Source organism: Micromonospora sp. SL4-19, from assembly GCF_047921475.1.
GTDB lineage: Bacteria > Actinomycetota > Actinomycetes > Mycobacteriales > Micromonosporaceae > Micromonospora.
Genome location: NZ_JBLROB010000002.1, coordinates 123,662 through 143,365, shown reverse-complemented (window position 1 = coordinate 143,365; position 19,704 = coordinate 123,662). Strand labels below are relative to the sequence as shown.

General features: G+C 73.5%; 16 protein-coding genes. 5 read left to right on the top strand and 11 right to left on the bottom strand.

Annotated elements, in window-relative coordinates; translation table 11 throughout:
• Window positions 1-164 precede the first annotated feature (164 nt).
• The 9 genes from ACNAVT_RS04495 to ftsY form a co-directional block, all read right to left on the bottom strand.
• The gene (locus ACNAVT_RS04495) at window positions 165-821 is read right to left on the bottom strand and encodes a response regulator transcription factor (RefSeq protein ID WP_416293071.1); all 657 of its coding nucleotides are present in this window, start codon (window positions 819-821) and stop codon (window positions 165-167) included.
• The gene (locus ACNAVT_RS04490) at window positions 818-1,945 is read right to left on the bottom strand and encodes a sensor histidine kinase (RefSeq protein ID WP_416293069.1); all 1,128 of its coding nucleotides are present in this window, start codon (window positions 1,943-1,945) and stop codon (window positions 818-820) included. The genes ACNAVT_RS04495 and ACNAVT_RS04490 overlap by 4 nt, the downstream gene beginning before the upstream one ends.
• A gap of 20 nt (window positions 1,946-1,965) precedes the next feature.
• Window positions 1,966-2,787 (bottom strand): ABC transporter permease subunit, encoded by an 822-nt coding sequence (locus tag ACNAVT_RS04485; RefSeq protein ID WP_416293067.1) that lies wholly within the window; start codon window positions 2,785-2,787, stop codon window positions 1,966-1,968.
• A complete protein-coding gene (locus ACNAVT_RS04480; RefSeq protein WP_416293065.1) occupies window positions 2,777-3,679 on the bottom strand; it encodes an ABC transporter ATP-binding protein in 903 nt (300 codons plus the stop codon). The genes ACNAVT_RS04485 and ACNAVT_RS04480 overlap by 11 nt, the downstream gene beginning before the upstream one ends.
• A 79-nt stretch (window positions 3,680-3,758) precedes the next feature.
• A complete protein-coding gene (locus tag ACNAVT_RS04475; protein ID WP_416293063.1) occupies window positions 3,759-6,137 on the bottom strand; it encodes a [protein-PII] uridylyltransferase in 2,379 nt (792 codons plus the stop codon).
• An 11-nt stretch (window positions 6,138-6,148) separates the two neighbouring features.
• Window positions 6,149-6,487 (bottom strand): P-II family nitrogen regulator, encoded by a 339-nt coding sequence (locus ACNAVT_RS04470; RefSeq protein ID WP_416293572.1) that lies wholly within the window; start codon window positions 6,485-6,487, stop codon window positions 6,149-6,151.
• A 25-nt stretch (window positions 6,488-6,512) separates the two neighbouring features.
• Window positions 6,513-7,925 (bottom strand): ammonium transporter, encoded by a 1,413-nt coding sequence (locus ACNAVT_RS04465; RefSeq protein ID WP_416293060.1) that lies wholly within the window; start codon window positions 7,923-7,925, stop codon window positions 6,513-6,515.
• Between the two features lie 230 nt (window positions 7,926-8,155).
• Entirely contained in the window at window positions 8,156-9,019 is an 864-nt protein-coding gene (locus ACNAVT_RS04460; RefSeq protein WP_402849431.1) for an aminoglycoside phosphotransferase family protein, read from the bottom strand.
• A 6-nt stretch (window positions 9,020-9,025) separates the two neighbouring features.
• A complete protein-coding gene (ftsY, locus tag ACNAVT_RS04455) occupies window positions 9,026-10,207 on the bottom strand; it encodes a signal recognition particle-docking protein FtsY (RefSeq protein ID WP_416293058.1) in 1,182 nt (393 codons plus the stop codon).
• 147 nt (window positions 10,208-10,354) lie between these two features.
• Here ftsY and ACNAVT_RS04450 point away from each other — a divergent pair, with 147 nt between their 5' ends.
• The 5 genes from ACNAVT_RS04450 to ACNAVT_RS04430 all read left to right on the top strand — a co-directional run bounded on the left by ACNAVT_RS04450 (window position 10,355) and on the right by ACNAVT_RS04430 (window position 15,313).
• Window positions 10,355-12,067, top strand: coding sequence for an alkaline phosphatase D family protein (locus ACNAVT_RS04450; protein ID WP_416293056.1), 1,713 nt, complete (start codon window positions 10,355-10,357; stop codon window positions 12,065-12,067).
• 13 nt (window positions 12,068-12,080) lie between these two features.
• Window positions 12,081-12,518 carry a MarR family winged helix-turn-helix transcriptional regulator gene (locus ACNAVT_RS04445; RefSeq protein ID WP_416293054.1) on the top strand — a complete coding sequence of 146 codons (438 nt, stop codon included), beginning with the start codon at window positions 12,081-12,083 and terminating at the stop codon, window positions 12,516-12,518.
• 116 nt (window positions 12,519-12,634) lie between these two features.
• Entirely contained in the window at window positions 12,635-14,251 is a 1,617-nt protein-coding gene (locus tag ACNAVT_RS04440; RefSeq protein ID WP_416293053.1) for an MDR family MFS transporter, read from the top strand.
• A gap of 4 nt (window positions 14,252-14,255) precedes the next feature.
• On the top strand, window positions 14,256-14,747 hold the full coding sequence (locus ACNAVT_RS04435; protein ID WP_416293051.1) for a universal stress protein: 492 nt from the start codon (window positions 14,256-14,258) through the stop codon (window positions 14,745-14,747).
• 44 nt (window positions 14,748-14,791) lie between these two features.
• On the top strand, window positions 14,792-15,313 hold the full coding sequence (locus ACNAVT_RS04430) for a DinB family protein (RefSeq protein WP_416293049.1): 522 nt from the start codon (window positions 14,792-14,794) through the stop codon (window positions 15,311-15,313).
• 78 nt (window positions 15,314-15,391) lie between these two features.
• Here ACNAVT_RS04430 and ACNAVT_RS04425 read toward each other — a convergent pair whose 3' ends face one another.
• Complete coding sequence (locus ACNAVT_RS04425; RefSeq protein WP_416293048.1) at window positions 15,392-16,012, bottom strand: HAD family hydrolase; 621 nt, start codon at window positions 16,010-16,012, stop codon at window positions 15,392-15,394.
• Window positions 16,009-19,608 (bottom strand): chromosome segregation protein SMC, encoded by a 3,600-nt coding sequence (gene smc / locus ACNAVT_RS04420; RefSeq protein ID WP_416293046.1) that lies wholly within the window; start codon window positions 19,606-19,608, stop codon window positions 16,009-16,011. The genes ACNAVT_RS04425 and smc overlap by 4 nt, the downstream gene beginning before the upstream one ends.
• Window positions 19,609-19,704 lie beyond the last annotated feature (96 nt).

The following is a 19,704-nucleotide window of genomic DNA, read 5'->3' as shown; positions in this document are numbered from 1 at the left end:
GTTCCCTTCAGCGGCACGTGCCATGCCGACTGCTCAGAAGGTGGGCAAACAGCACATCCCCGTGCCATCCGCCCAGCGCACACAAAGGTGAACGCGAGAGCCCCACTTCGGATACGTCAGTTCGCCGAGTCGGCGTGAAACGCACCGTTTTGTGGTAATTAGCGTCACGACACGACCAGACCCGACTGGTACGCGAAGACCACCAGCTGCGCCCGGTCCCGGGCACCCAACTTGACCATGGCCCGGCTGACGTGGGTACGCGCGGTGGCCGGACTGACCACCAGCCGCTCGGCGATCTCGGCGTTGCTCAGCCCCTCGCCGACCAGCCCCACCACCTCCCGTTCCCGGTCGGTGAGCGTGTCCAGCCGGGGATGCGGTCGGGGCACCCGGGCCGGCCGGGTGGCGTACTCCCGGACCACCCGCCGGGTCACCGACGGGGACAACAGCGCCTCCCCCTCGGCGACCAGCCGGATCGCCCGCAGCAGCTCGGCCGGGCGGGTGTCCTTGGTGAGAAAACCGCTCGCCCCGTGGCGGAGCGCGTCGAAGACGTACTCGTCCAGCTCGAAGGTGGTCAGCACGACCACTCGGGTGCCGGCCAGCTCGGGGTCGGCGACGATGCGCCGGGTCGCCTCGATGCCGTCGACGCCCGGCATCCGGACGTCCATCAGCACCACGTCGGGGCGCTCCCGCCGGGCCAGCTCGACCGCGCCGAGCCCGTCGGCCGCCTCGCCCACCACGGTGAGGTCGTCCTCGCTCTCCACCAGGGCCCGCAGCCCGATCCGGACCAGGTCCTGGTCGTCGGCGAGCAACACCCTGATCATGCGACCTCCTCGACGGGCAGTGTGGCGGACACCCGGAAGCCCCCGCCTGGGCCGGGGCCGGCGGCGAACGACCCACCCAGTGCGGTGACCCGCTCCCGCATGCCGGCCAGGCCGTACCCGCCGGCCCAGCCCGGCCCGGTGACCGGGCCGCGGCCGGTGTCGGTGACCTCGACGGCGACCTCGGCCGGCGTGTACCGGAGCCGGACGGTGGCGGTGGCCGGGCCCGCGTGCCGCAGCACATTGGTCAACGACTCCTGCACCACCCGGTATGCGGCCAGGTCCACGGCGACCGGGAGCGGGCGCGGCTCCCCGGTGACCTCGACAGTGACCGGCACCCCCGCACCGGCCAGCCGGTCGCGCAGCTGCGGCAGCTGGCCGAGCCCGGGGGCGGGAGCCCGCTCGTCGGCCGCCTCGTCCCGCCGGACCACGGTGAGGGTCACCCGCAGCTCGTCCAGGGCCTCCTTGCTGGTCCGGCTGATCGCGGTCAGCGCCGACTCGGCCTGTTCCGGCTTCCTCGCCAGCAGGTGCAGGGCGATCTCCGCCTGCATGTGGATGGCGGCGAGCCCGTGCCCGACCACGTCGTGCACCTCCCGGGCCACCCGCAGCCGTTCGGCATCGGCCAACCGGCGGGCCTCGTCGACCCGGTTCCGGGCGGCGCCCTCCCGGCCCAGCCGCACCGTCGTGCCCACCGCGAACGGCACGACCACCCAGGCGGCGACCGGCATCAGGCCGACCAGGCCGGACGGGCGTACCCCGACGAAGGCGTGCGCCAGCAGCGCCGGCAGCGCGACGGCGCCGGCCAGCGCCGCGGTCCGTAGCGGCCGGTACGCGGCGACCGTGTACACCGCGACGAAGAACGAGATCAGGATCGGCCCGTACGGGTAGCCGAGCACCAGGTACGCCGTGGTCGCCGCGGTGATCACGGCCAGGACGGCCAGCGGCCACCGCCGCCGTCCGGCCAGGGCCAGTGCGGCCACCACGACCAGCGGATACGTCGCCCGGCCGGTGCCCACCCCCTGGTTGAGGCCGGCCGGCCCGGTGCCGAACAGCCCGACGACGACCAGGGCCAGGGCGACCAGGGCGTCGAAGACGCCGTCGCCCCAGCCGCTCCGGTTCCGGTCCATGCCGTCCCTCCCCGCCGGCCTCAGCCGATGTCCCGCCGGCGCAGCAGCGCCCCGCCGACCGCCATGAAGGCCACCAGGTAGGCCGCCACCACGATGGCCGCCCGCCCGCCCCCGACCGTCGCCGCGACGCCGGGGGTGTCCCCAGTCGCGCCGAGCGCGGCCGCCAGCGAACCGGCGTTCGGGCCGGGCAACCCCTTCTGGAGCTGGGCCACCCAGTCGAGCAGCGGCGCGGCGATCGCGGCGAGCAGGTTCTGCACCGCGAGCATCCACACCAGCCCCAGCCCGACGGGCAGCGCCACCGCTCGCAGCGCGACGGCGAGCACGGCACCGAGCATGGCCCACATCGTGGCGATGAGCCACCCCGCTCCGATACCGGTGAGCAGGTCGCCGGCCGACGGCCAGTGGACCGGCTGCGACTCGGCGACCGCGATCGACGCGCTCGCCACCGCGCCGACGGCGAAGATCGAGAGCACCACGACGAGGGCAGCGGCCGCCAGGACCAGCAGCTTGCCCGCGTACACCTCCAGCCGGGTGGGGCCCTGGGTGAGCACCGTCTTCCAGGTGCCCCAGGCGTACTCGCCGCCGACCGTGAGCACGCCGAGGATCAGCACGATCGCGCCCAGGAAGACCGGCAGCCCGCCGAGCGAGTTCCCGACCAGCTGGTCGGGCAGGAGCATCGGCAGGGTCCGGTCGGTGTTCGGGCCGGTCGTCCCGCCGGCGATGCTCGCGTACGGGAAGACGTACGTGAAGATCAGGGCGAGCACCAGCGCGATGGCCAGCAGCAGCCAGGACGCCGGCCGGCGGACCAGCTTGACCGCCTCGGCCCGGAAGCTACGCGACATCGGCCGTTCCCTTCTCGATGAGGTCGAAGAAGACCTGCTCCAGATCCCGTTCCCGGGCACGCAGCTCCCGGACCGCCACCCCGACGCCCACCAGCTCGGCGTTGAGCCAGGCGGCCCGGTCGGGCTCGACGGACAACTCCAGCCCGCCGTCCACCACCCGTACCCGCTCGGCACCGACCAGCTCGCGGGCCCGCGCCGCCGCGTGGTCGAGCGGGTCGGCGAGCACCCGCAGTACGGCCGCGCCGCGCAGCTCGGCGACGCTGCCCTCGGCGACCAGCCGCCCCCGGGAGATCACCCCGACCCGGTCGCAGACCTGCTCGACCTCACCGAGCAGGTGGCTGGAGACCAGCACCGTGCACCCGCCGGCACCGAGCCGGCGAATCAGCGTGCGCATGTCCGCCATGCCGGCCGGATCGAGGCCGTTGGTCGGCTCGTCGAGGATCAGCAGGCGCGGGTCCTTGAGCAGTGCGGCGGCCACACCGAGCCGCTGCTTCATGCCCAACGAGTAGCCGGCGTACCGGTCGCCGGCCCGGTCGGTGAGGTCGACCAGGTCGAGCACCAGCGCCACCCGGTCGGCGCCGACCCCGGCGTAGCGGGCGAGCACCAGCAGGTTGTCCCGCCCGGAGAGGTACGGGTAGAAGGCCGGTCCCTCGATGAGCGCCCCGACCCCGGTGAGCCGGCCCGCGCCGGGCGGCCGGCCGAGCAGCCGTACCGTGCCGGCGCTGGGGCGGACCAGCCCGAGCAGCATGCGCAGGGTGGTGGTCTTGCCGGCGCCGTTCGGGCCGAGGAAGCCGTACACCTCGCCGGGCCGGACGGTCAGGTCGAGGTCCTGCACGGCGGTGAGGCCGCCGTACCGTTTGGTGAGCCCTTCGGTCTGCACTGGCAGGTTCATGCCACGAGCGTGCCGGCCGCCCGGCCCTCGCGCGTCGCCCCGCGAGCGGCTCCACGCCTACGCCCCGGGACGTATGCCCCTACACGACGGCGAGGACGGCGGCCGAGATGCGGGCCCGCTCGGCGTCGTCGGGCCAGCCGCCGACCAGGTAGAACGCGTCGACCACGTCGCCGCCGAGGGTGGAGATCCGGGCCGCCCGCACCTGCGCGCCGGCCTCGTCGAGGGCGCAGGTGACCCGGTAGAGCAGCCCGGCCGCGTCGGCCGCGCGCAGCTCCAGCAGCACCGCGTCGGTGGCCGCCTCGCGGTGCCAGACCGCCCGGGGCGCGGCACCCTGGCCGCGGGCGGCGAGGGCCCGGCCGCGCAGCCGCTGGGTCACCGAGACGTCCCCGGCGACGGCGCGCCGCAGGTCGGCGCTGAGCGCGACGGGGTCGGGCGCGAGGCCGTAGCGGGGCTGCACCCGGCACTCGACCAGAGCCCGCCCGTCGATCGTGGAGGCGTCGGCGGAGATCACCTCCAGCCGGTGCAGGGCCAGGCAGCCGGCCACCGTCGCGAGCAGGCCCCGCCGGTCCGCGGCGGCCACCGCCACCCGGTCGTCTGCCAGGTGTACGACCGGCAGCGGCCCCGCCACCAGCGCCGGGTCGGGGGCGGGGGGCGCGGGCAGCGCACCGGTGTCCAGCGCGGTGCGTACCCGGGCGACCAGCTCGGCGATCAGCCGCCCCTTCCAGTCGGACCAGGCGGCCGGGCCGGTGGCGACGGCGTCGGCGCGGACCAGGGCGTGCAGCAGATCGAGGGTGGTGGTGTCGCCGACCTGCTCGGCGACACCGGCGATGGTCTTCGGGTCCGACAGGTCGCGCCGGGTGGCCACGTCGGGCAGGAGCAGATGCAGCCGGACCAGCTTCCCGATCAGCGCGACCTCGGGCGCGGCCAGTCCGATCCGGGTGGCCACCGCCTCGGCGATCGGCGCGCCGACGACGCTGTGGTCCACGAAGGTGCCGGCGGGCTCGGACCTGCCGGCCCGCCCGGCGGCACCTTCGCCGGGCAGTCCCTTGCCGATGTCGTGCAGCAACGCGCCGAGCAGCAGCAGGTCGGGCCGGTCCACCTCGCGGGTGTGCCGGCTCGCCTCGTACGCGGTCTGCACCAGGTGCCGGTCGAGGGTGAACCGGTGCACGGGGTTGTGCTGGGGCAGGCTGCGCAGCCTGGTCCACTCGGGCAGCCAGCCCTCGATCAGGCCGTACCGGTCGCACGTCTCCCAGGCGGGCACCAGCCCGGGACCGGCACCGAGCAGGGTGGCCAGCGCGGCGCGGGCGTCCGGCGGCCAGGGCGCGGGCAGCGGCGGGCAGTACGCGGCCAGCCACTCGCAGGTCGCCCGGGCGATCGGCAGCCGCGTGACGGCCGCGGCGGCGGCGATCCGCAGCGACAGGCTCGGGTCGGGCCGGGCCCCGATGGCGGTCCGCGCGAGCACCAGTTCCCCGCCGTGCTCGACCACGTCCCGGGCGACCGGACGGCGCGCCGGCCGGCCCGCGCCCCGGCGACGGTCGGTCCGGAGCCGGTCCCCGGCCCGCCAGGCGTCGTCGAGGGCGTGGCTGACCGTGCGGGCGTCCCCGGCGACCCGACGCAGCAGGGCGTCGCGGTCGTCCACGGCACCTGCGGGTCCCTGCGCGGCGTCAGGCGGCCCCGGCTGGAGCTGTCGCAGGCCGAGCAGTTTGGCGACGCCGTCGCGCTCCTGGGCCACCAGCCGGTCCACCCGGCGGCCGACCTGCTGGTGCAGGGCGTCGCGGGTGTCGAGCAGCCGCAGGTGGGCGGCGTGGACGGCCGGGCGCAGCGCGTCGGTGACGCCGGCGGTCGCGATGGCGCGCAGGACGCCCACGTCACGGAGCCCGCCGGCGGCCTCCTTGAGGTCGCCCTCGAGCAGGAAGGCCAGCTCGCCGTGGGCCTCCCAGCGGGCGGTGGTGATCTCCCGCAGCCGCGGCAGCTGCCGGACGGCGGTCCGCCGCCAGTGATCGGCAGCGGTACGGATGAGCTGGTCGGCGAGCGCCCGGTCGCCCGCGAGGTAGCGGGCGTCGAGCAGGCCGAGGGCGACCTTCACGTCGTCCTGGGCCACCGAGAGCGCCTCGGCGACGGTGCGCGTCGAATGGTCCAGCCGCAGCCCGGCGTCCCAGATCGGATACCACAGCGAGGCGGCCAGCTCGTCCGTGCCGGGCACCCCGGCGTGCAGCAGCACCAGGTCGAGGTCCCCGTACGGCGCGCACTGCCGCCGCCCCAGCCCGCCGACCGCGACGAGGGCGACCCCGTCCCGGCGGGGAAAGATCGAGCCCAGCCAGGCGTCCAGCGCGTCCGCCCGCGCCCGCCGCGCCGCCGCCCCGATCCCGCCCGGCACGCCGACGACCTCGTTGATCAAAAAGTGCGCGTCGCCGTTCCCGGAGTTTCCGGACGCGTTCTCCCTGATCGACGAGGTCATCGACGCGTTCCTTACAGGGCGTCCAGGCCGCGTTCGTTGGTGCGCACGCGAACGACCTCCTCGACGGCGGTCACCCAGACCTTGCCGTCGCCGATCTTGCCGGTCCGGGCCGCTCCCACGATGGCGTCGACGATCTTGTCGACGTCCATCTCGTCGGTGAGCACCTCGACCCGGATCTTGGGCAGGAACTCGACCGTGTACTCGGCACCCCGGTAGACCTCCGTGTGCCCCTTCTGCCGGCCGTAGCCCTGGACCTCGCTGACGGTCAGGCCGGCCACGCCGAGCGCGTGCAGAGCCTCCTTCACCGCGTCCAGCTGGTACGGCTTGATGACCGCGGTCACCAGCTTCATGTCCAACCCCTCCATCCCAGGAACGTTAACCGGCGACCTTCTCGCTGGCCGGCTCGACGGGCTCCGCCGCCGCGCCGGTGGGCTCCGGGGTCGGCCTGGCGGCGCCGATCCCGGCCATCGCGAACGCGCCACCGGCGCTGCTGCCCGTGGTGGGCGACAGGTCGTACGCGCTCTCCGCGTGCTCGGCGACGTCGATGCCCTCGACCTCGGCCTCGCTGCCGACCCGGAAGCCGATGGTCTTCTCGATCGCCGTGGCGAGCAGCCAGGCGACGCCGAACGACCAGGCGCTCACGATCAGGCCAGCGAGCGCCTGCCGACCGAGCTGGGTCAGGCCACCACCGTAGAAGAGGCCGTCCGAGGCGCCCACCACGTCGCTGATCGCGCCGTTGACCGAGTTGGTGGCGAACAGACCGAGCCAGAGCGACCCGATCCAACCGCCGACGAAGTGCACGCCGACCACGTCGAGCGAGTCATCGTAGCCGAACCGGTACTTCAGGCTGATGGCGAGCGCGCAGACCACGCCGGCGACGATGCCGAGCAGGACCGACGCCCACGGGGCGATGAAACCGCAGGCCGGGGTGATGGCGACCAGACCGGCCACGGCGCCGGAGGACGCCCCGACCATGGTCGGCTTGCGGTCCTTGATCCATTCGACCGCGATCCAGCCGAGCACCGCCGCGGCGGTGGCGAGCTGGGTGTTGATGAAGGCCAGACCGGCGACCGAGTCAACCGTCAGCTCCGAGCCGGCGTTGAACCCGAACCAGCCGAACCAGAGCAGACCCGCGCCGAGGGCGACCAGCGGGATGTTGTGCGGCTTCATGCCCTCCCGGGGCCAGCCGAGCCGTTTGCCCAGCACCAGCGCCAGGGCGAGTGCCGCCGCGCCGGCGTTGATGTGCACCGCGGTACCACCGGCGAAGTCCAGCGCGTGGAGCTTGCCGCCGATGATGCCGCCGCCCCACACCCAGTGGGCGACCGGGAAGTAGACCAGGGTGGCCCAGCCGAAGGCGAAGAGCACCCAGCCGGCGAACTTGGCCCGGTCGGAGACGGCGCCACTGATCAGCGCGACGGTGATCACCGCGAAGACCATCTGGAACGCCATGAACACGTACAGCGGGACGCCGATGCCGCTGGGGTTGTCCGCCGTGGCGCCCCAGAGGTCGGTCTCGGCGAGGAACGTCTTGGTGCCCAGGTAGGCGGTGGGGTCGCCCCAGAGTCCGTTCACGTCGGTCCCGAAGGCGACGCTGAAGCCGTAGAACCACCACAGAACCGAGATGAGCCCGATGGCGGAGAAGCTCATCATCATCATGTTGAGCACGCCCTTGCCCCGGTTGAGCCCGCCGTAGAACAGCGCCAGTCCGGGGGTCATGAGCAGCACGAGAGCGGTCGAAACCAGCAGCCAAACCGTGTTGCCGCCGTCGATCGTCGGTGCTTCAGGCACGCTGGCCTCCTAAAGGTGAAGTTCCCTCCTTCGCGGCTTCCGGGGCAGCGTCGCCCGTACGCCGGTTGCGCGGAAGCTTGGTCGCCGGCTGTTACCTCCACCGACACCGCTCGATTTCCGCGTCGTGACGGGTTGTTTCGGGCGTGTGAAGAACGCCGATCATGGACCCGGGAAACGGAAAGAGTGGCCGTTCCGCAGACGAACCGGCCACTCTTCCGCCCGCCGGCGGGTCACCGCAGGGCGTACTCCAGGGCGTGCCGCTCGTAGTCGAGCAGCCGCAGGTCGCGCATCGGACGGCGCAGATGGCCCTTGTGCACGATCCGCACGAACGCCGGCTCCCCGGCGGCGGCCATCCGGCGGATGCCCTCGACGTGATCCACGACCCGCTTGCGGATGGTCCGGACCAGCCGGTGCCGGTCGCGCGGGATCAGCCCGTACGCGTCGGCGAACAGGCGCAGCCGGCGCGGCCGGTCCGGGCGCTTCCAGCCGAGGGTGATCGAGTCCCGGTCGGAGAAGATCGGCACCCAGGTCCAGGCCGCGTACGCCACGTCGTAGATCCGGGCGCCCGGCGAGGCCAGGTCGAAGTCGATCAGGCCGAGGGTGCCGTCCGGCCGCCAGATCACGTTGTGCGGGGCGGCGTCGTGGTGGCAGATCACCTCGGTGTCCGGCGGGGGCGGGCCGAACGAGCGCCACACCGCTCCCGGTGGCGGGGTGAAGCCGTACTGGGCGTCGTGGAACATCCGCAGCATCGTGGCCACGGTCACCAACGCCTCGTCGGTGACCCAGTGCGGGGCGAGCGGGTACTCCCCGCACTCCCCCTCCAGGTACGACAGGACCTCCCGGTTGCGCTCGTCCATGCCCAGGGCGCGCGGGGCGCCGGTGAACCCGACATACTCCAGGTGCCGCAGCAGGGCGTGCACCGAGGGGGTCCACGGCCCGGCGTTGCGCCGGACCGTGTCGCCCACCCGGACCACGGTGCTCACGTTCCCGCCGTGCAGCGGGATCTCCTGTGAAGTCACGTACGGTCTCCCGAGGCGCGGCGACGGATGGCTGGGGTCGCGCCACCCCGCGTAGGCGCGATCGTCAGTCGTCACTCGAGGCTACGCGTCCCGGGCGAGCGGCTCGGTGCCGAGCAGCGCGTCGACGAACTGCGCCGGGTCGAACGGGGCCAGGTCGTCGGGGCCCTCCCCGAGGCCGACCAGCTTGACCGGGATGCCGAGCTTGCGCTGCACGGCGATCACGATGCCGCCCTTGGCGGTCCCGTCGAGCTTGGTCAGCACCACGCCGGTCACGTTGACCACCTCGGTGAAGACCCGGGCCTGCTCCAGGCCGTTCTGGCCGGTGGTGGCGTCGAGCACCAGCAGGGTCTCGTCGATCGGGCCGTGCTTCTCCACCACCCGCTTGACCTTGCCCAGCTCGTCCATCAGGCCGATCTTGTTCTGCAGGCGACCGGCGGTGTCCACCAGCACCGCGTCGACCCTGGTGTCGATGCCCCGCTTGACGGCGTCGAAGGCGACGCTGGCCGGATCGGCGGCCTCGGGCCCGCGGACCGTCTCCGCGCCGACCCGGCTGCCCCAGGTCTCCAGCTGGTCGGCGGCGGCGGCCCGGAAGGTGTCGGCCGCGCCGAGCAGCACGGTGCGCCCGTCGGCGATCAGCACCCGGGCGATCTTGCCGCAGGTGGTGGTCTTGCCGGCGCCGTTGACCCCGACGACCAGCAGCACGGCCGGCACGTCCACCTTGGGTGCGGTCTTCAGCGACCGGTCCAGGGCCGGGTCGAGGGCGTTGACCAGCTCGGTGGCGAGCAGGGCGCGCAGCTCGGTGGTGGAGCGGGTGCCGAGCACCTTGGTCCGCTCGCGGAGCCGGTCGACGATCTCCCGGGTGGCGTCGATGCCGACGTCGGCGGTGATCAGGCTGTCCTCGATCTCCTCCCAGGCGTCCTCGTCCAGGTGGTCGCGGCTGAGCAGGCCGAGCAGGCCCTTGCCGAAGACGTTCTGCGAGCGGGACAGCCGGGAGCGCAGCCGGACCAGCCGGCCGGCGGTGGGCTCGGGAACCTCGATGGTGATCGCCGGGATCTCGACCACCGGGGGCTCGACCAGCACCCCGGTGGAGACCTCCGGCGCCGCTTCGACCGGCGGAGCGGCCAACTCCTCCTCGGGCCGGGTCTCGACCTCCCGCTCCGGCGGCGGCGCGGGGCGCCGGCGCAGCCGGGGCACCACGAGGCTGAGGCCGCCGAGGATCAGCACGCCGAGCAGGGCGATGATGATGAGGAGGTATTCCTTCATGCCCGAAATCCTGTCAGATGGTGGCGGCGGCGTCCCACTCACCGCCTCCGTCGGCGAGCCAGCCGCGGGTAGGCTCGCCGCAGCCAGGCGTGCCGAACTCGCCGTCCGGGTAGAACAGGCGGCACATTTCTCCCTCGGAGGTGCCCCGTGGCCAACTCGCGCCTGCTCATCGGCCCGTTGCTGCGCCGGGTCGTCGACACGCGGGCGACGGTCTGGGTGGAGACCAGCGCCCCCGCGGTGGTCACCGTCCGCACGGCCGACGGCGCCACGGGCACCGCACCGACCTTCTCGGCGTACGAGCACCACTACGCGATCGTGGTGGTGGCGGGGCTCACCCCGGACAGCGCCACCACCTACCAGGTGCTGATCGACGACGAGGTCGCCTGGCCGATGCCGGAGACCGGCTTCCCGCCCAGCGTGATCCGCACCCGGGCGGCGGACGACCGGGACCAGCCCGTCAGACTGCTCTTCGGCTCGTGCCGGGAGACCACCCAGCACGCCACCTCCCGGAAGCTGCCCCCGGACGCGCTGGACGCCTACGCCCGGCGGCTGATGGCCGACCCGGATCCCACCCGCTGGCCCGACCTGCTGGTGCTCCTCGGCGACCAGGTCTACGCCGACGTCACCTCGCCGACCGTGCGCCGGCTGCTCAAGCGGCGCCGGCGCCGGCCGGCCGGCGCGCCGGCCACCCAGGTGGTCAGCTTCGACGAGTACACCAAGCTCTATCTGGAGTCCTGGCGCGATCCCGAGATCCGGTGGCTGCTCTCCACCGTGCCCAGCGTGATGATCTTCGACGACCACGAGGTGATCGACGACTGGAACACCTCGGCCGCGTGGCGGGCGGACATGCGCGAACAGCCGTGGTGGGCGGAGCGGATCCGCAGCGGGCTCGCCTCGTACTGGGTCTACCAGCACCTGGGCAACCTGTCCCCGGACGAGATCGCCGCCGACCCGGTGTACGCCAAGGTCGCGGCCGCCGAGGACGCCACCGGCGTGCTGCACGAGTTCGGCGAGCGGGTCGACCGGGAGGCCGACGTCGCGCACGACACCGAGCGCTGGCGGGCCGTCCAGTACCAGTGGAGCTACGCGCTGGACCTGGGGCGTACCCGCCTGGTGATGCTGGACAACCGGTCCAGCCGGGTGCTGGTGTCCGGCAACCGGGCGATGCTGCCGCCGGGCGAGTGGTCCTGGTTCGTCGACCGGGCGCACGGCGTCTACGACCACCTGGTGATCGGCGCCTCGCTGCCCTGGCTGCTACCGCCCGGCATCCACCACGTCGAGGCGTGGAACGAGAAGCTCGCCGACTCCCGCCGGCGCTGGGTGGCGAAGGTCTCCGAGCGGCTCCGGCGGGCCCTGGACCTGGAGCACTGGGCGTCGTTCCGGCGCTCGTTCGACGCCCTCGGCGAGCTCTTCGCCCGGCTGGGCAGCGGCGCCCCCGGTGGTCCTGGAGCGCGGGTTGGCGCCGGGCCGGCGTACGCGCCCCCGGCCTCGATCAGCGTGCTCTCCGGTGACGTGCACCACTCGTACGTGGCCCGGGCGCGGTTCACCGACCGGAGTGTCCGCACCCCGGTGCACCAGCTGACCTGCTCCCCGATCCACAACCAGGTGCCGGCGGCGATGCGCCCGCTGATGAGGCTGGGCTGGCATCCGGGGCCGGCCGCGGCCACCCGGGCGCTGGCCCGCTCCGCCGGGGTACGCCGGGCGAGCGTGCGGTGGAAGAGGCTGGCCGGGCCGTACTTCGGCAACGCGGTGTCCACCCTGACCCACCGGGGTCGGTCGGCCGAGGTGGTGGTCGAGGGCACCACCTCGGACGGCCACCTCCGTACGGTGGCGCGGCAGCCACTCAGCGACGATGCGTGAGTACGCTCTCCCGGTGGACGAACACCTGCCGGAGACCCTGCGGGCGGTGGAGGACGAACTGGCCGCGCTGCTGCGCCGCGGCCGGGCGCTGTCCTGGGAGATCGCCCGGGAGGTCCACCCCAACCTGGAGCCGAACGCGTACGGCCTGCTGCTGTGGCTGCGCCGGTGCGGCTCGATCCGGCTGACCGACCTGGCCGCGCGGTTGGGCATCGGCAAGGGCACCCTCAGCCGGCAGATCGCCGGCCTCGAGGGCCTGGGCCTGGTCCGCCGTGACCCGGACCCGACCGACCGGCGGGCCGCCCAGCTCAGCCTCACCGAGGACGGCACCCGGCGGTTCGACGCGGCGCGGGCGGCCCGGCTCGCACAGATCCGCCGAACCCTGGAGAACTGGCCGAAACAGGACGTCAAGGACTTCGCCCGACTGTTGCACCGGTTCAACGAGACCTTCTGAGCCCGCTCGGGCGAGGAATAAGACCTGCGCCACCTCCGGTTGTTGCTTGAGGCAACCAAGTCATACGGTTGCCCGAAGCAACATATTCCCCCGTCTTTCTCCGGAGGCAATCCACGATGACGCAGGCGACAGCGCCCGCCCGGGCGACCGCCGTCGACATGACCCACCGGCAGATCCTGGAGGCGCTCTCCGGCCTGCTGCTGGGCATGTTCGTCGCGATCCTCTCCTCCACGGTCGTCTCGAACGCGCTGCCGCGGATCATCACCGAACTGCACGGCGGTCAGTCCGCGTACACCTGGGTGGTCACCTCGACGCTGCTGGCAACCACCGCGACCACCCCGATCTGGGGCAAGCTCTCCGACCTGACCAGCAAGAAGGTCCTGGTCCAGCTCGCTCTCGGGATCTTCGTGCTGGGCTCGGTGCTCGCCGGGCAATCCCAGTCCACCGGGGAGCTCATCGCCTGCCGGGTGCTCCAGGGCGTCGGCGCGGGCGGGCTGACCGCGCTCGCCCAGGTGATCATGGCAACGATGATCGCCCCGCGTGAGCGCGGCCGGTACAGCGGCTACCTCGGCGCGGTGATGGCCGTCGGCACAATCGGCGGCCCACTGATCGGTGGGGTCATCGTCGACACCGACTGGCTCGGCTGGCGGTGGTGCTTCTACGTCGGCGTGCCGTTCGCGATCCTCGCCCTGGTCGTGCTCCAGAAGACCCTGCACCTGCCCGTGGTCAAGCACCCGGCGAAGATCGACTGGTGGGGTGCCACCCTGATCACCGCGGCCGTGTCGCTGCTGCTGATCTGGGTCACCCTCGCCGGCGACCGGTACGAGTGGATCTCCTGGCAGTCCGCCGCCATGGTGGTCGGGGCGCTGCTGATCGGCGCGCTCGCCATCCGGGTGGAGCAGCGGGCCAGCGAGCCGATGATCCCGCCGCGGCTGTTCCGCAACCGCACCATCACCCTCGCCGTGGTCGCCAGCATCGCGGTCGGGGTGGGCATGTTCGGCGCCTCGGTCTTCCTCGGCCAGTACTTCCAGATCAGCCGCGGCGCGAGCCCGACCATGTCCGGCCTGATGACCCTGCCGATGATCGGCGGCCTGCTGATCTCCTCGACGGTGGTCGGCCGGATCATCACCAACACCGGCCGCTGGAAGCGCTACCTGGTCGCCGGCTCGGCCCTGCTCACGGCCGGCTTCGCCCTGATGGGCACGGTACGCGCGGACACCCCGTACTGGCGGCTGGCCATCTTCATGGCGCTGATCGGTCTCGGCGTCGGCATGACCATGCAGAACCTGGTCCTCGCCGTGCAGAACACCGTCGGCGTGCACGAACTCGGCGCGGCCAGCTCCACGGTGGCGTTCTTCCGCAGCCTCGGCGGCGCGATCGGCGTGAGCGCCCTCGGGGCGGTGCTCGGCCACAAGGTCAAGGACTACCTCGCCGAGGGGTTGGCCGGGCTCGGCATCAGGGCGTCCAGCGCAGGCGGCGGGGCCCTGCCCGACGTGCACACCCTGCCCGCTCCGATCCGGGCGGTGGTCGAGTCCGCGTACGGGCACGGCGCCGGGGACATCTTCCTGGCCGCCGCACCGTTCGGGCTGATCGCCCTGATCGCGGTCATCTTCATCAAGGAGGTGCCGCTGCGCCGGCACACCAGCGACGCGATCTCCGCCGAGGTCGAGCGGGAGTCGGCCGTCGCGGTCGGCAGCGGGGCCCCGGTGGTCCGGACCGGCATCCAGGAGTGACCCGATGAGCACATCTGCCGAGCGCGAGAAGTACGGTCCGGAGTCCCGGCCGCTGCCGTTCGAACGCGGCACGGACGGGCCCCGGGTGGTGCTGGTCGGGGTGGACGGCACCCGCACCTCGCTGCGGGCCGCCGCGTACGCGGCCGGGCTGGCCCGCCGGCAGCGCGCCGGGCTGGTGGTGGTCTTCGTCAGCTCGCCGGCCCCGTACGCCGCGATGATGTCCGGCATGGTGGCCGGGGCGGTCCAGCAGACCCACGACGAGCTGGCCGCCGAGCTGCGCGACGAATGCCGGCGCGGCGCCGAGGAGCTGGGCCTGCCGGTCACCTTCCTGTGCCGGCGCGGGGACGCGTACCACGAGCTGTGCACGGCGGCCGACGAGTTCCGCGCGGACATGGTGGTGGTCGGGGCGTCCGAGCAGGCCGGGCACCGCCTGGTCGGCTCGGTCGCCACCCGGCTGGTCCGCACCGGCCGCTGGCCCGTCGTGGTGGTCCCCTGATATCCGGTCGCGGATTGTCCGGTTTTCCGGCCAGGATGGCCGGCATGACCTGGAGAGCACCGGAGATCGTCCGGACCAACGAGAGCACCGTCGGCGACGAGCGCACCATGCTGGAGAGCTGGCTCGACTACCACCGGCAGACATTGCTGATGAAGTGCGCCGGGCTGACCGCCGAGCAGTTGCGCACGGCGAGCGTCGAGCCCTCCGCGCTGACCCTGCTCGGCCTGGTCCGGCACATGGCCGAGGTGGAGGCCTGGTGGTTCCGGGAGAACTTCGCCGGGCAGCGGGTCGACTACCCGTACTTCACCTCGGAAAATCCGGACGCCGACCACGACGTCAGCACCGCCGACGCCGAGGCCGACTTCGCCACGTACCACCGCGAGGTCGAGCTGGCCCGGGCCGCCGCGGCGGGCCGGTCCCTGGACGAGACCTTCATCGAGGTCGGGCCGAAGAAACGCACCTTCAACCTGCGCTGGGTGTACGTGCACATGATCGAGGAGTACGCCCGGCACAACGGCCACGCCGACCTCATCCGCGAGCGGATCGACGGCGTCACCGGCGACTGACTGCCCCCATGTCGGCGAGGTGGCGGTATCGCGGCGGAGCGGAGACCGCCACCTCGGCGAAGCAGCGCCGGACGCGGCTCAGTACGCCAGTGCGGCGCGCAGGTAGCGCAGGTCGCCCGAGCCGGTCCAGCGGTGCGCGGAGAGCCCGGCCACCCGGGCGCCCGCGACGGACCGGTCCTCGTCGTCGACGAAGAGCACCCGCGCCGGCGGGGTCTTCAGCGCCTCGCAGGCCGCCTCGAAGTACTCCTTCGCCGGCTTGTGCACCCCGACGACCGAGGAGTTGACCACCACGTCCAACTCGTCGGTCAGGCCCAGCGCGACCAGGTCGGCGTCGAGCAGGTCGGTGGCGTTGGTGCCCAGCCCGACCCGTACGCCGGCCGCCCGCACCTCCCGGATGAACGCCAGCACGTCCGGGTCGACCTCGCCCCGGTAGCGCTGCCACTCGTCCACGGCCGCGCGGGCCCGCGCCGGGTCACCCACCGAGGGGGTGAGCGCGTCGGCCACGCTGGTCATCCAGTCGGCGTGGCTCACCTTCCCGGTGAGCACCGGCTGGAGCAGCCCCCACGACATGGCGATCTCGCCCAGCACGCCCCCGGTGAGCCCGTACTTCCGCTCGACGGCGCCGGCCACCGCCGGGTCCCAGCGGCGCAGCACGCCGTCGAAGTCCACCAGCAGCGCCGTCGCGCGTTCCCGACTCACTCGTCCGTCTCCTGCCCGTCGTCGTCGGCCCGGTTGAGCCGTTGGCTGATCACCTGGGTGACCCCGCTGCGCATGGTCACGCCGTACAGCGCGTCGGCGATCTCCATGGTCCGCTTCTGGTGGGTGATCACGATCAGCTGGCTCTTCTCCCGCAGTTGGGCCAGCAGCGTGATCAGGCGACCCAGGTTCACGTCGTCGAGGGCGGCCTCCACCTCGTCCATGATGTAGAACGGGCTCGGCCGGGCGCGGAAGATCGCCACCAGCATGGCCACCGCGGTCAGCGACCGCTCCCCGCCGGAGAGCAACGACAGCCGCTTGATCTTCTTGCCCGGCGGGCGGGCCTCGACCTCGACGCCGGTGGTGAGCAGATCCTCCGGGTCGGTGAGCACCAGGCGCCCCTCGCCACCCGGGAAGAGCACGGTGAAGACCTGCTCGAACTCCCGCGCGGTGTCCTCGAACGCGCTGGCGAAGACCTCCAGGATCCGGTCGTCGACGTCCTTGACCACGGTGAGCAGGTCCCGGCGGGTGGCCTTGAGGTCCTCCAGCTGCTCGGAGAGGAACTTGTAGCGCTCCTCCAGCGCGGCGAACTCCTCCAGCGCGAGAGGGTTGACCTTTCCGAGCAGGGCCAGCTCCCGTTCCGCCTTGGCGGCCCGCTTCTCCTGCACCGGCCGCTCGTAGCGGACCGGCTCGGGCACCGGCTGGCCCTCCTTCTCGGCGGCCGCGACGTCCGCCTGGGTGGGCGGGACGAGCTGGTCCGGGCCGTACTCGGCGATCAGGGTCGCCACGTCGAGGCCGAAGTCCTCGGCGGCCTTCGCCTCCAGCTGCTCGATGCGCAGCCGCTGCTCGGCGCGGGCCACCTCGTCCCGGTGCACCTGGCTGGTCAGCCGGTCCAGCTCGGCGCCGAGCCGCTTGGCCGCGCCGCGTACCTCGGACAGCTCGGCCTCGCGGGCGGCGCGCTCGCGGGCCACGGCGTCGCGATGCTCCTCGGCCCGGGCGATGGAGACGGTGAGCCGGGTCAGCGCCTCGCGGGCGCCGCCGACCACGGCCTGGGCGATCTCCGCGCCGCGGGTGCGGGCCGCGCGCCGGGCCGCCGCACGCTCCCGCGCGGCCCGCTCGGCATTCGCCTGCCGGGCCAGCGAGTCGGCCCGGCCGGCGATCGAGGAGACCCGCTCCTCGGCGGTACGCACCGCGAGCCGGACCTCCATCTCGTTCTGCCGAGCCTGCGGCACCATCGCGGCGAGCTGGTCGCGTTCGTCGGCGGACGGTTCCGCGTCGATCGGGGTGGCCTCGGCCAGCCGCAGCCGCTCCTCCAGCTCGGCCAGCGCCGTCAGGTCGCGTTCCCGGGCCGCCTCGGCGCGAGCCCGGGACTCGCCGAGCCGGTCGGTCTCCGCCTTTGCCGAGCGGGCGGCCGCGCCCAGCTCGGCAAGCCTTCGTGCGGCGGCGTTACGGTGGCCTTCCGCCTCCCGCTTGGCGGCGGCGGCATGCTGCACGGCCTCCTTCGCGGCAGCCACCTCGGCGCGCGCCTCGACCAGTTGCTCGCGCAGTTCGGCACCGGTCCGCTCGGCGGCGAGCCGGTTGGTTCGGGCCTCCTCGACCGCCGCCTGCACCTCGATGAAGCTGGGCGCCTTGGCCGATCCACCGGCTGCCGCGTACGCCCCGACCACGTCGCCTTCCGGGGTCACCGCGCGCAGCTCCGGGTTGCCGGCGACCAGCTCCGCCGCGGCGGAGAGGTCGTCCACCAGCACCACGTCGCGCAGCGCCCGGTGCACCGCTGGCCGGATCTCGACCGAGCACTCCACCAGGTCGGGCGCCCAGCGGGCACCGTCCGGCAGCTTCGGGCGCAGCGCGTCGACCGGGCCGGCCATGCCCGGCCCGGCGGGGCTGCCGACCAGCAGGCCGGCCCGCCCGGCGTCGGAGATCTTGAGCAGCCGCATCGCCTCGACGGCCTCGTCCACGCCGCTGACCGCGACCGCGTCGGCGAGCCCGCCGAGCGCGGCGGCGAGCGCCGCCTCGTGGCCAGGCGCGACGGTGAGCAGCCCGGAGAGGCTGCCGAGCAGGCCGGGCACCTGGTCGGCGCGGGCCAGCAGCGCCCCGGCGCCGTCCTTGCGCCGCAGGCCGAGGGCGAGCGCCTCCTCGCGGGCCTTCCAGGTGGCCGCGTCCTTCTCGGCGGCCCGCTCGGCGTCGGTGACGCTGCGGACGACGGCCTGCGCCTGCTCGTGGACGGCCACCGCCTCGGCGTGCCGGGCGTCGAGGTCGGCGTTGTCCCGGTCGGCCTCGGTGGACTGCTCGGCAACCTCGTGCAGCTCGCCCTGGGCCTTCTCGGCGCGGGCCATCGCGTCGGTGTGCGCGGCGGCCAGCCGCTCGATCTCCTCGCCGGCGCTGGTGGTCCGCGCCCGGGCCGAGTTGACCTGGCCGGTCAGCCTGGCGAGCCCCTCCCGCCGGTCGGCGATCGCCTTGGCGGCGGCGACCAGCTCCCGCTCCTCGGCGGCGAGCTGCCGTTCCAGCTCCTGCCGGTGCTCGACCGCCTCGGCCAGCCGGACCTGGTCCTCGGTGAGCGCCGCGCGCAGCTCCTCCTCCTGCTCCCGGACCCGCTGCGACTCGGCCTCCAGCTGGTCGGGATCGCGGCCGGGGCGCTCGTCGTCCGGGGTGGCGCCCAGGTGGCGCAGCCGCTCCCGGGCGAGCTGCTCGATGGAACGGAACCGCTCCTGGAGCGCGGAGAGCTTGTACCAGGTGTCCTGGGCGGCGGCGAGCAGCGGGGCGTCCTCGGCGAGGGCGGCCTCCAGCTCACCGAGGCGGGCCTGCACCTCGCCGTGTTCCGCCTCGATCTGCTCCCGCCGCTCGCGCAGGGCGGTCTCGTCCGCGATCTCCTTGTCCAGGGTGGTCCGCAGGGTGTGCAGGTCGTCGGCGAGCAGCCGCAACCGGGCGTCCCGCAGGTTGGCCTGGATGGCGGCGGCCCGGCGGGCGACCTCGGCCTGCCGGCCCAGCGGCTTGAGCTGGCGGCGCAGCTCGGCGGTGAGGTCGGTGAGCCGGTTGAGGTTGGTCTGCATCGCGTCGAGCTTCCGCAGCGCCTTCTCCTTGCGCTTGCGGTGCTTGAGGACGCCGGCCGCCTCCTCGATGAACGCCCGCCGGTCCTCCGGCTTGGCGTGCAGCATGCCGTCGAGCCGGCCCTGCCCGACGATGATGTGCATCTCCCGGCCGATGCCGGAGTCCGACAGCAGCTCCTGGATGTCGAGCAGCCGGCAGGAGTCGCCGTTGATCTCGTACTCGCTCTCGCCGGAGCGGAACATCCGGCGGGTGATGGAGACCTCGGTGTACTCGATCGGCAGGGCGCCGTCGGTGTTGTCGATGGTGAGGGTGACCTCGGCCCGGCCCAGCGGCGCCCGCCCGGCGGTGCCGGCGAAGATGACGTCCTCCATCTTGCCGCCGCGCAGCGCCTTGGCGCCCTGCTCACCGAGCACCCAGGCGATGGCGTCGACGACGTTGGACTTGCCGGAGCCGTTCGGGCCGACCACGCAGGTGATCCCGGGCTCCAGCTTCAGCGTCGTCGCGGAGGCGAAGGACTTGAAGCCCTTCACCGTCAGGCTCTTGAGATGCACCTTCTCGATCCTCGTCCGGTGGCCGCCGTACCGTCGCCGGCTGCGCGGACCTGAACCCGCAGACTAACCCGGGGCAGGGGAGGTCTCGGTACGCGA

Bases quoted from the DNA above. Each gene is read 5' to 3' on its own strand.
- ACNAVT_RS04495 (WP_416293071.1), bottom strand. From the start codon at position 821: ATGATCAGGGTGTTGCTCGCCGACGACCAGGACCTGGTCCGGATCGGG.
- ACNAVT_RS04490 (WP_416293069.1), bottom strand. From the start codon at position 1,945: ATGGACCGGAACCGGAGCGGCTGGGGCGACGGCGTCTTCGACGCCCTG.
- ACNAVT_RS04485 (WP_416293067.1), bottom strand. From the start codon at position 2,787: ATGTCGCGTAGCTTCCGGGCCGAGGCGGTCAAGCTGGTCCGCCGGCCG.
- ACNAVT_RS04480 (WP_416293065.1), bottom strand. From the start codon at position 3,679: ATGAACCTGCCAGTGCAGACCGAAGGGCTCACCAAACGGTACGGCGGC.
- ACNAVT_RS04475 (WP_416293063.1), bottom strand. From the start codon at position 6,137: ATGACCTCGTCGATCAGGGAGAACGCGTCCGGAAACTCCGGGAACGGC.
- ACNAVT_RS04470 (WP_416293572.1), bottom strand. From the start codon at position 6,487: ATGAAGCTGGTGACCGCGGTCATCAAGCCGTACCAGCTGGACGCGGTG.
- ftsY (WP_416293058.1), bottom strand. From the start codon at position 10,207: ATGAAGGAATACCTCCTCATCATCATCGCCCTGCTCGGCGTGCTGATC.
- ACNAVT_RS04440 (WP_416293053.1), top strand. From the start codon at position 12,635: ATGACGCAGGCGACAGCGCCCGCCCGGGCGACCGCCGTCGACATGACC.
- ACNAVT_RS04435 (WP_416293051.1), top strand. From the start codon at position 14,256: ATGAGCACATCTGCCGAGCGCGAGAAGTACGGTCCGGAGTCCCGGCCG.
- ACNAVT_RS04430 (WP_416293049.1), top strand. From the start codon at position 14,792: ATGACCTGGAGAGCACCGGAGATCGTCCGGACCAACGAGAGCACCGTC.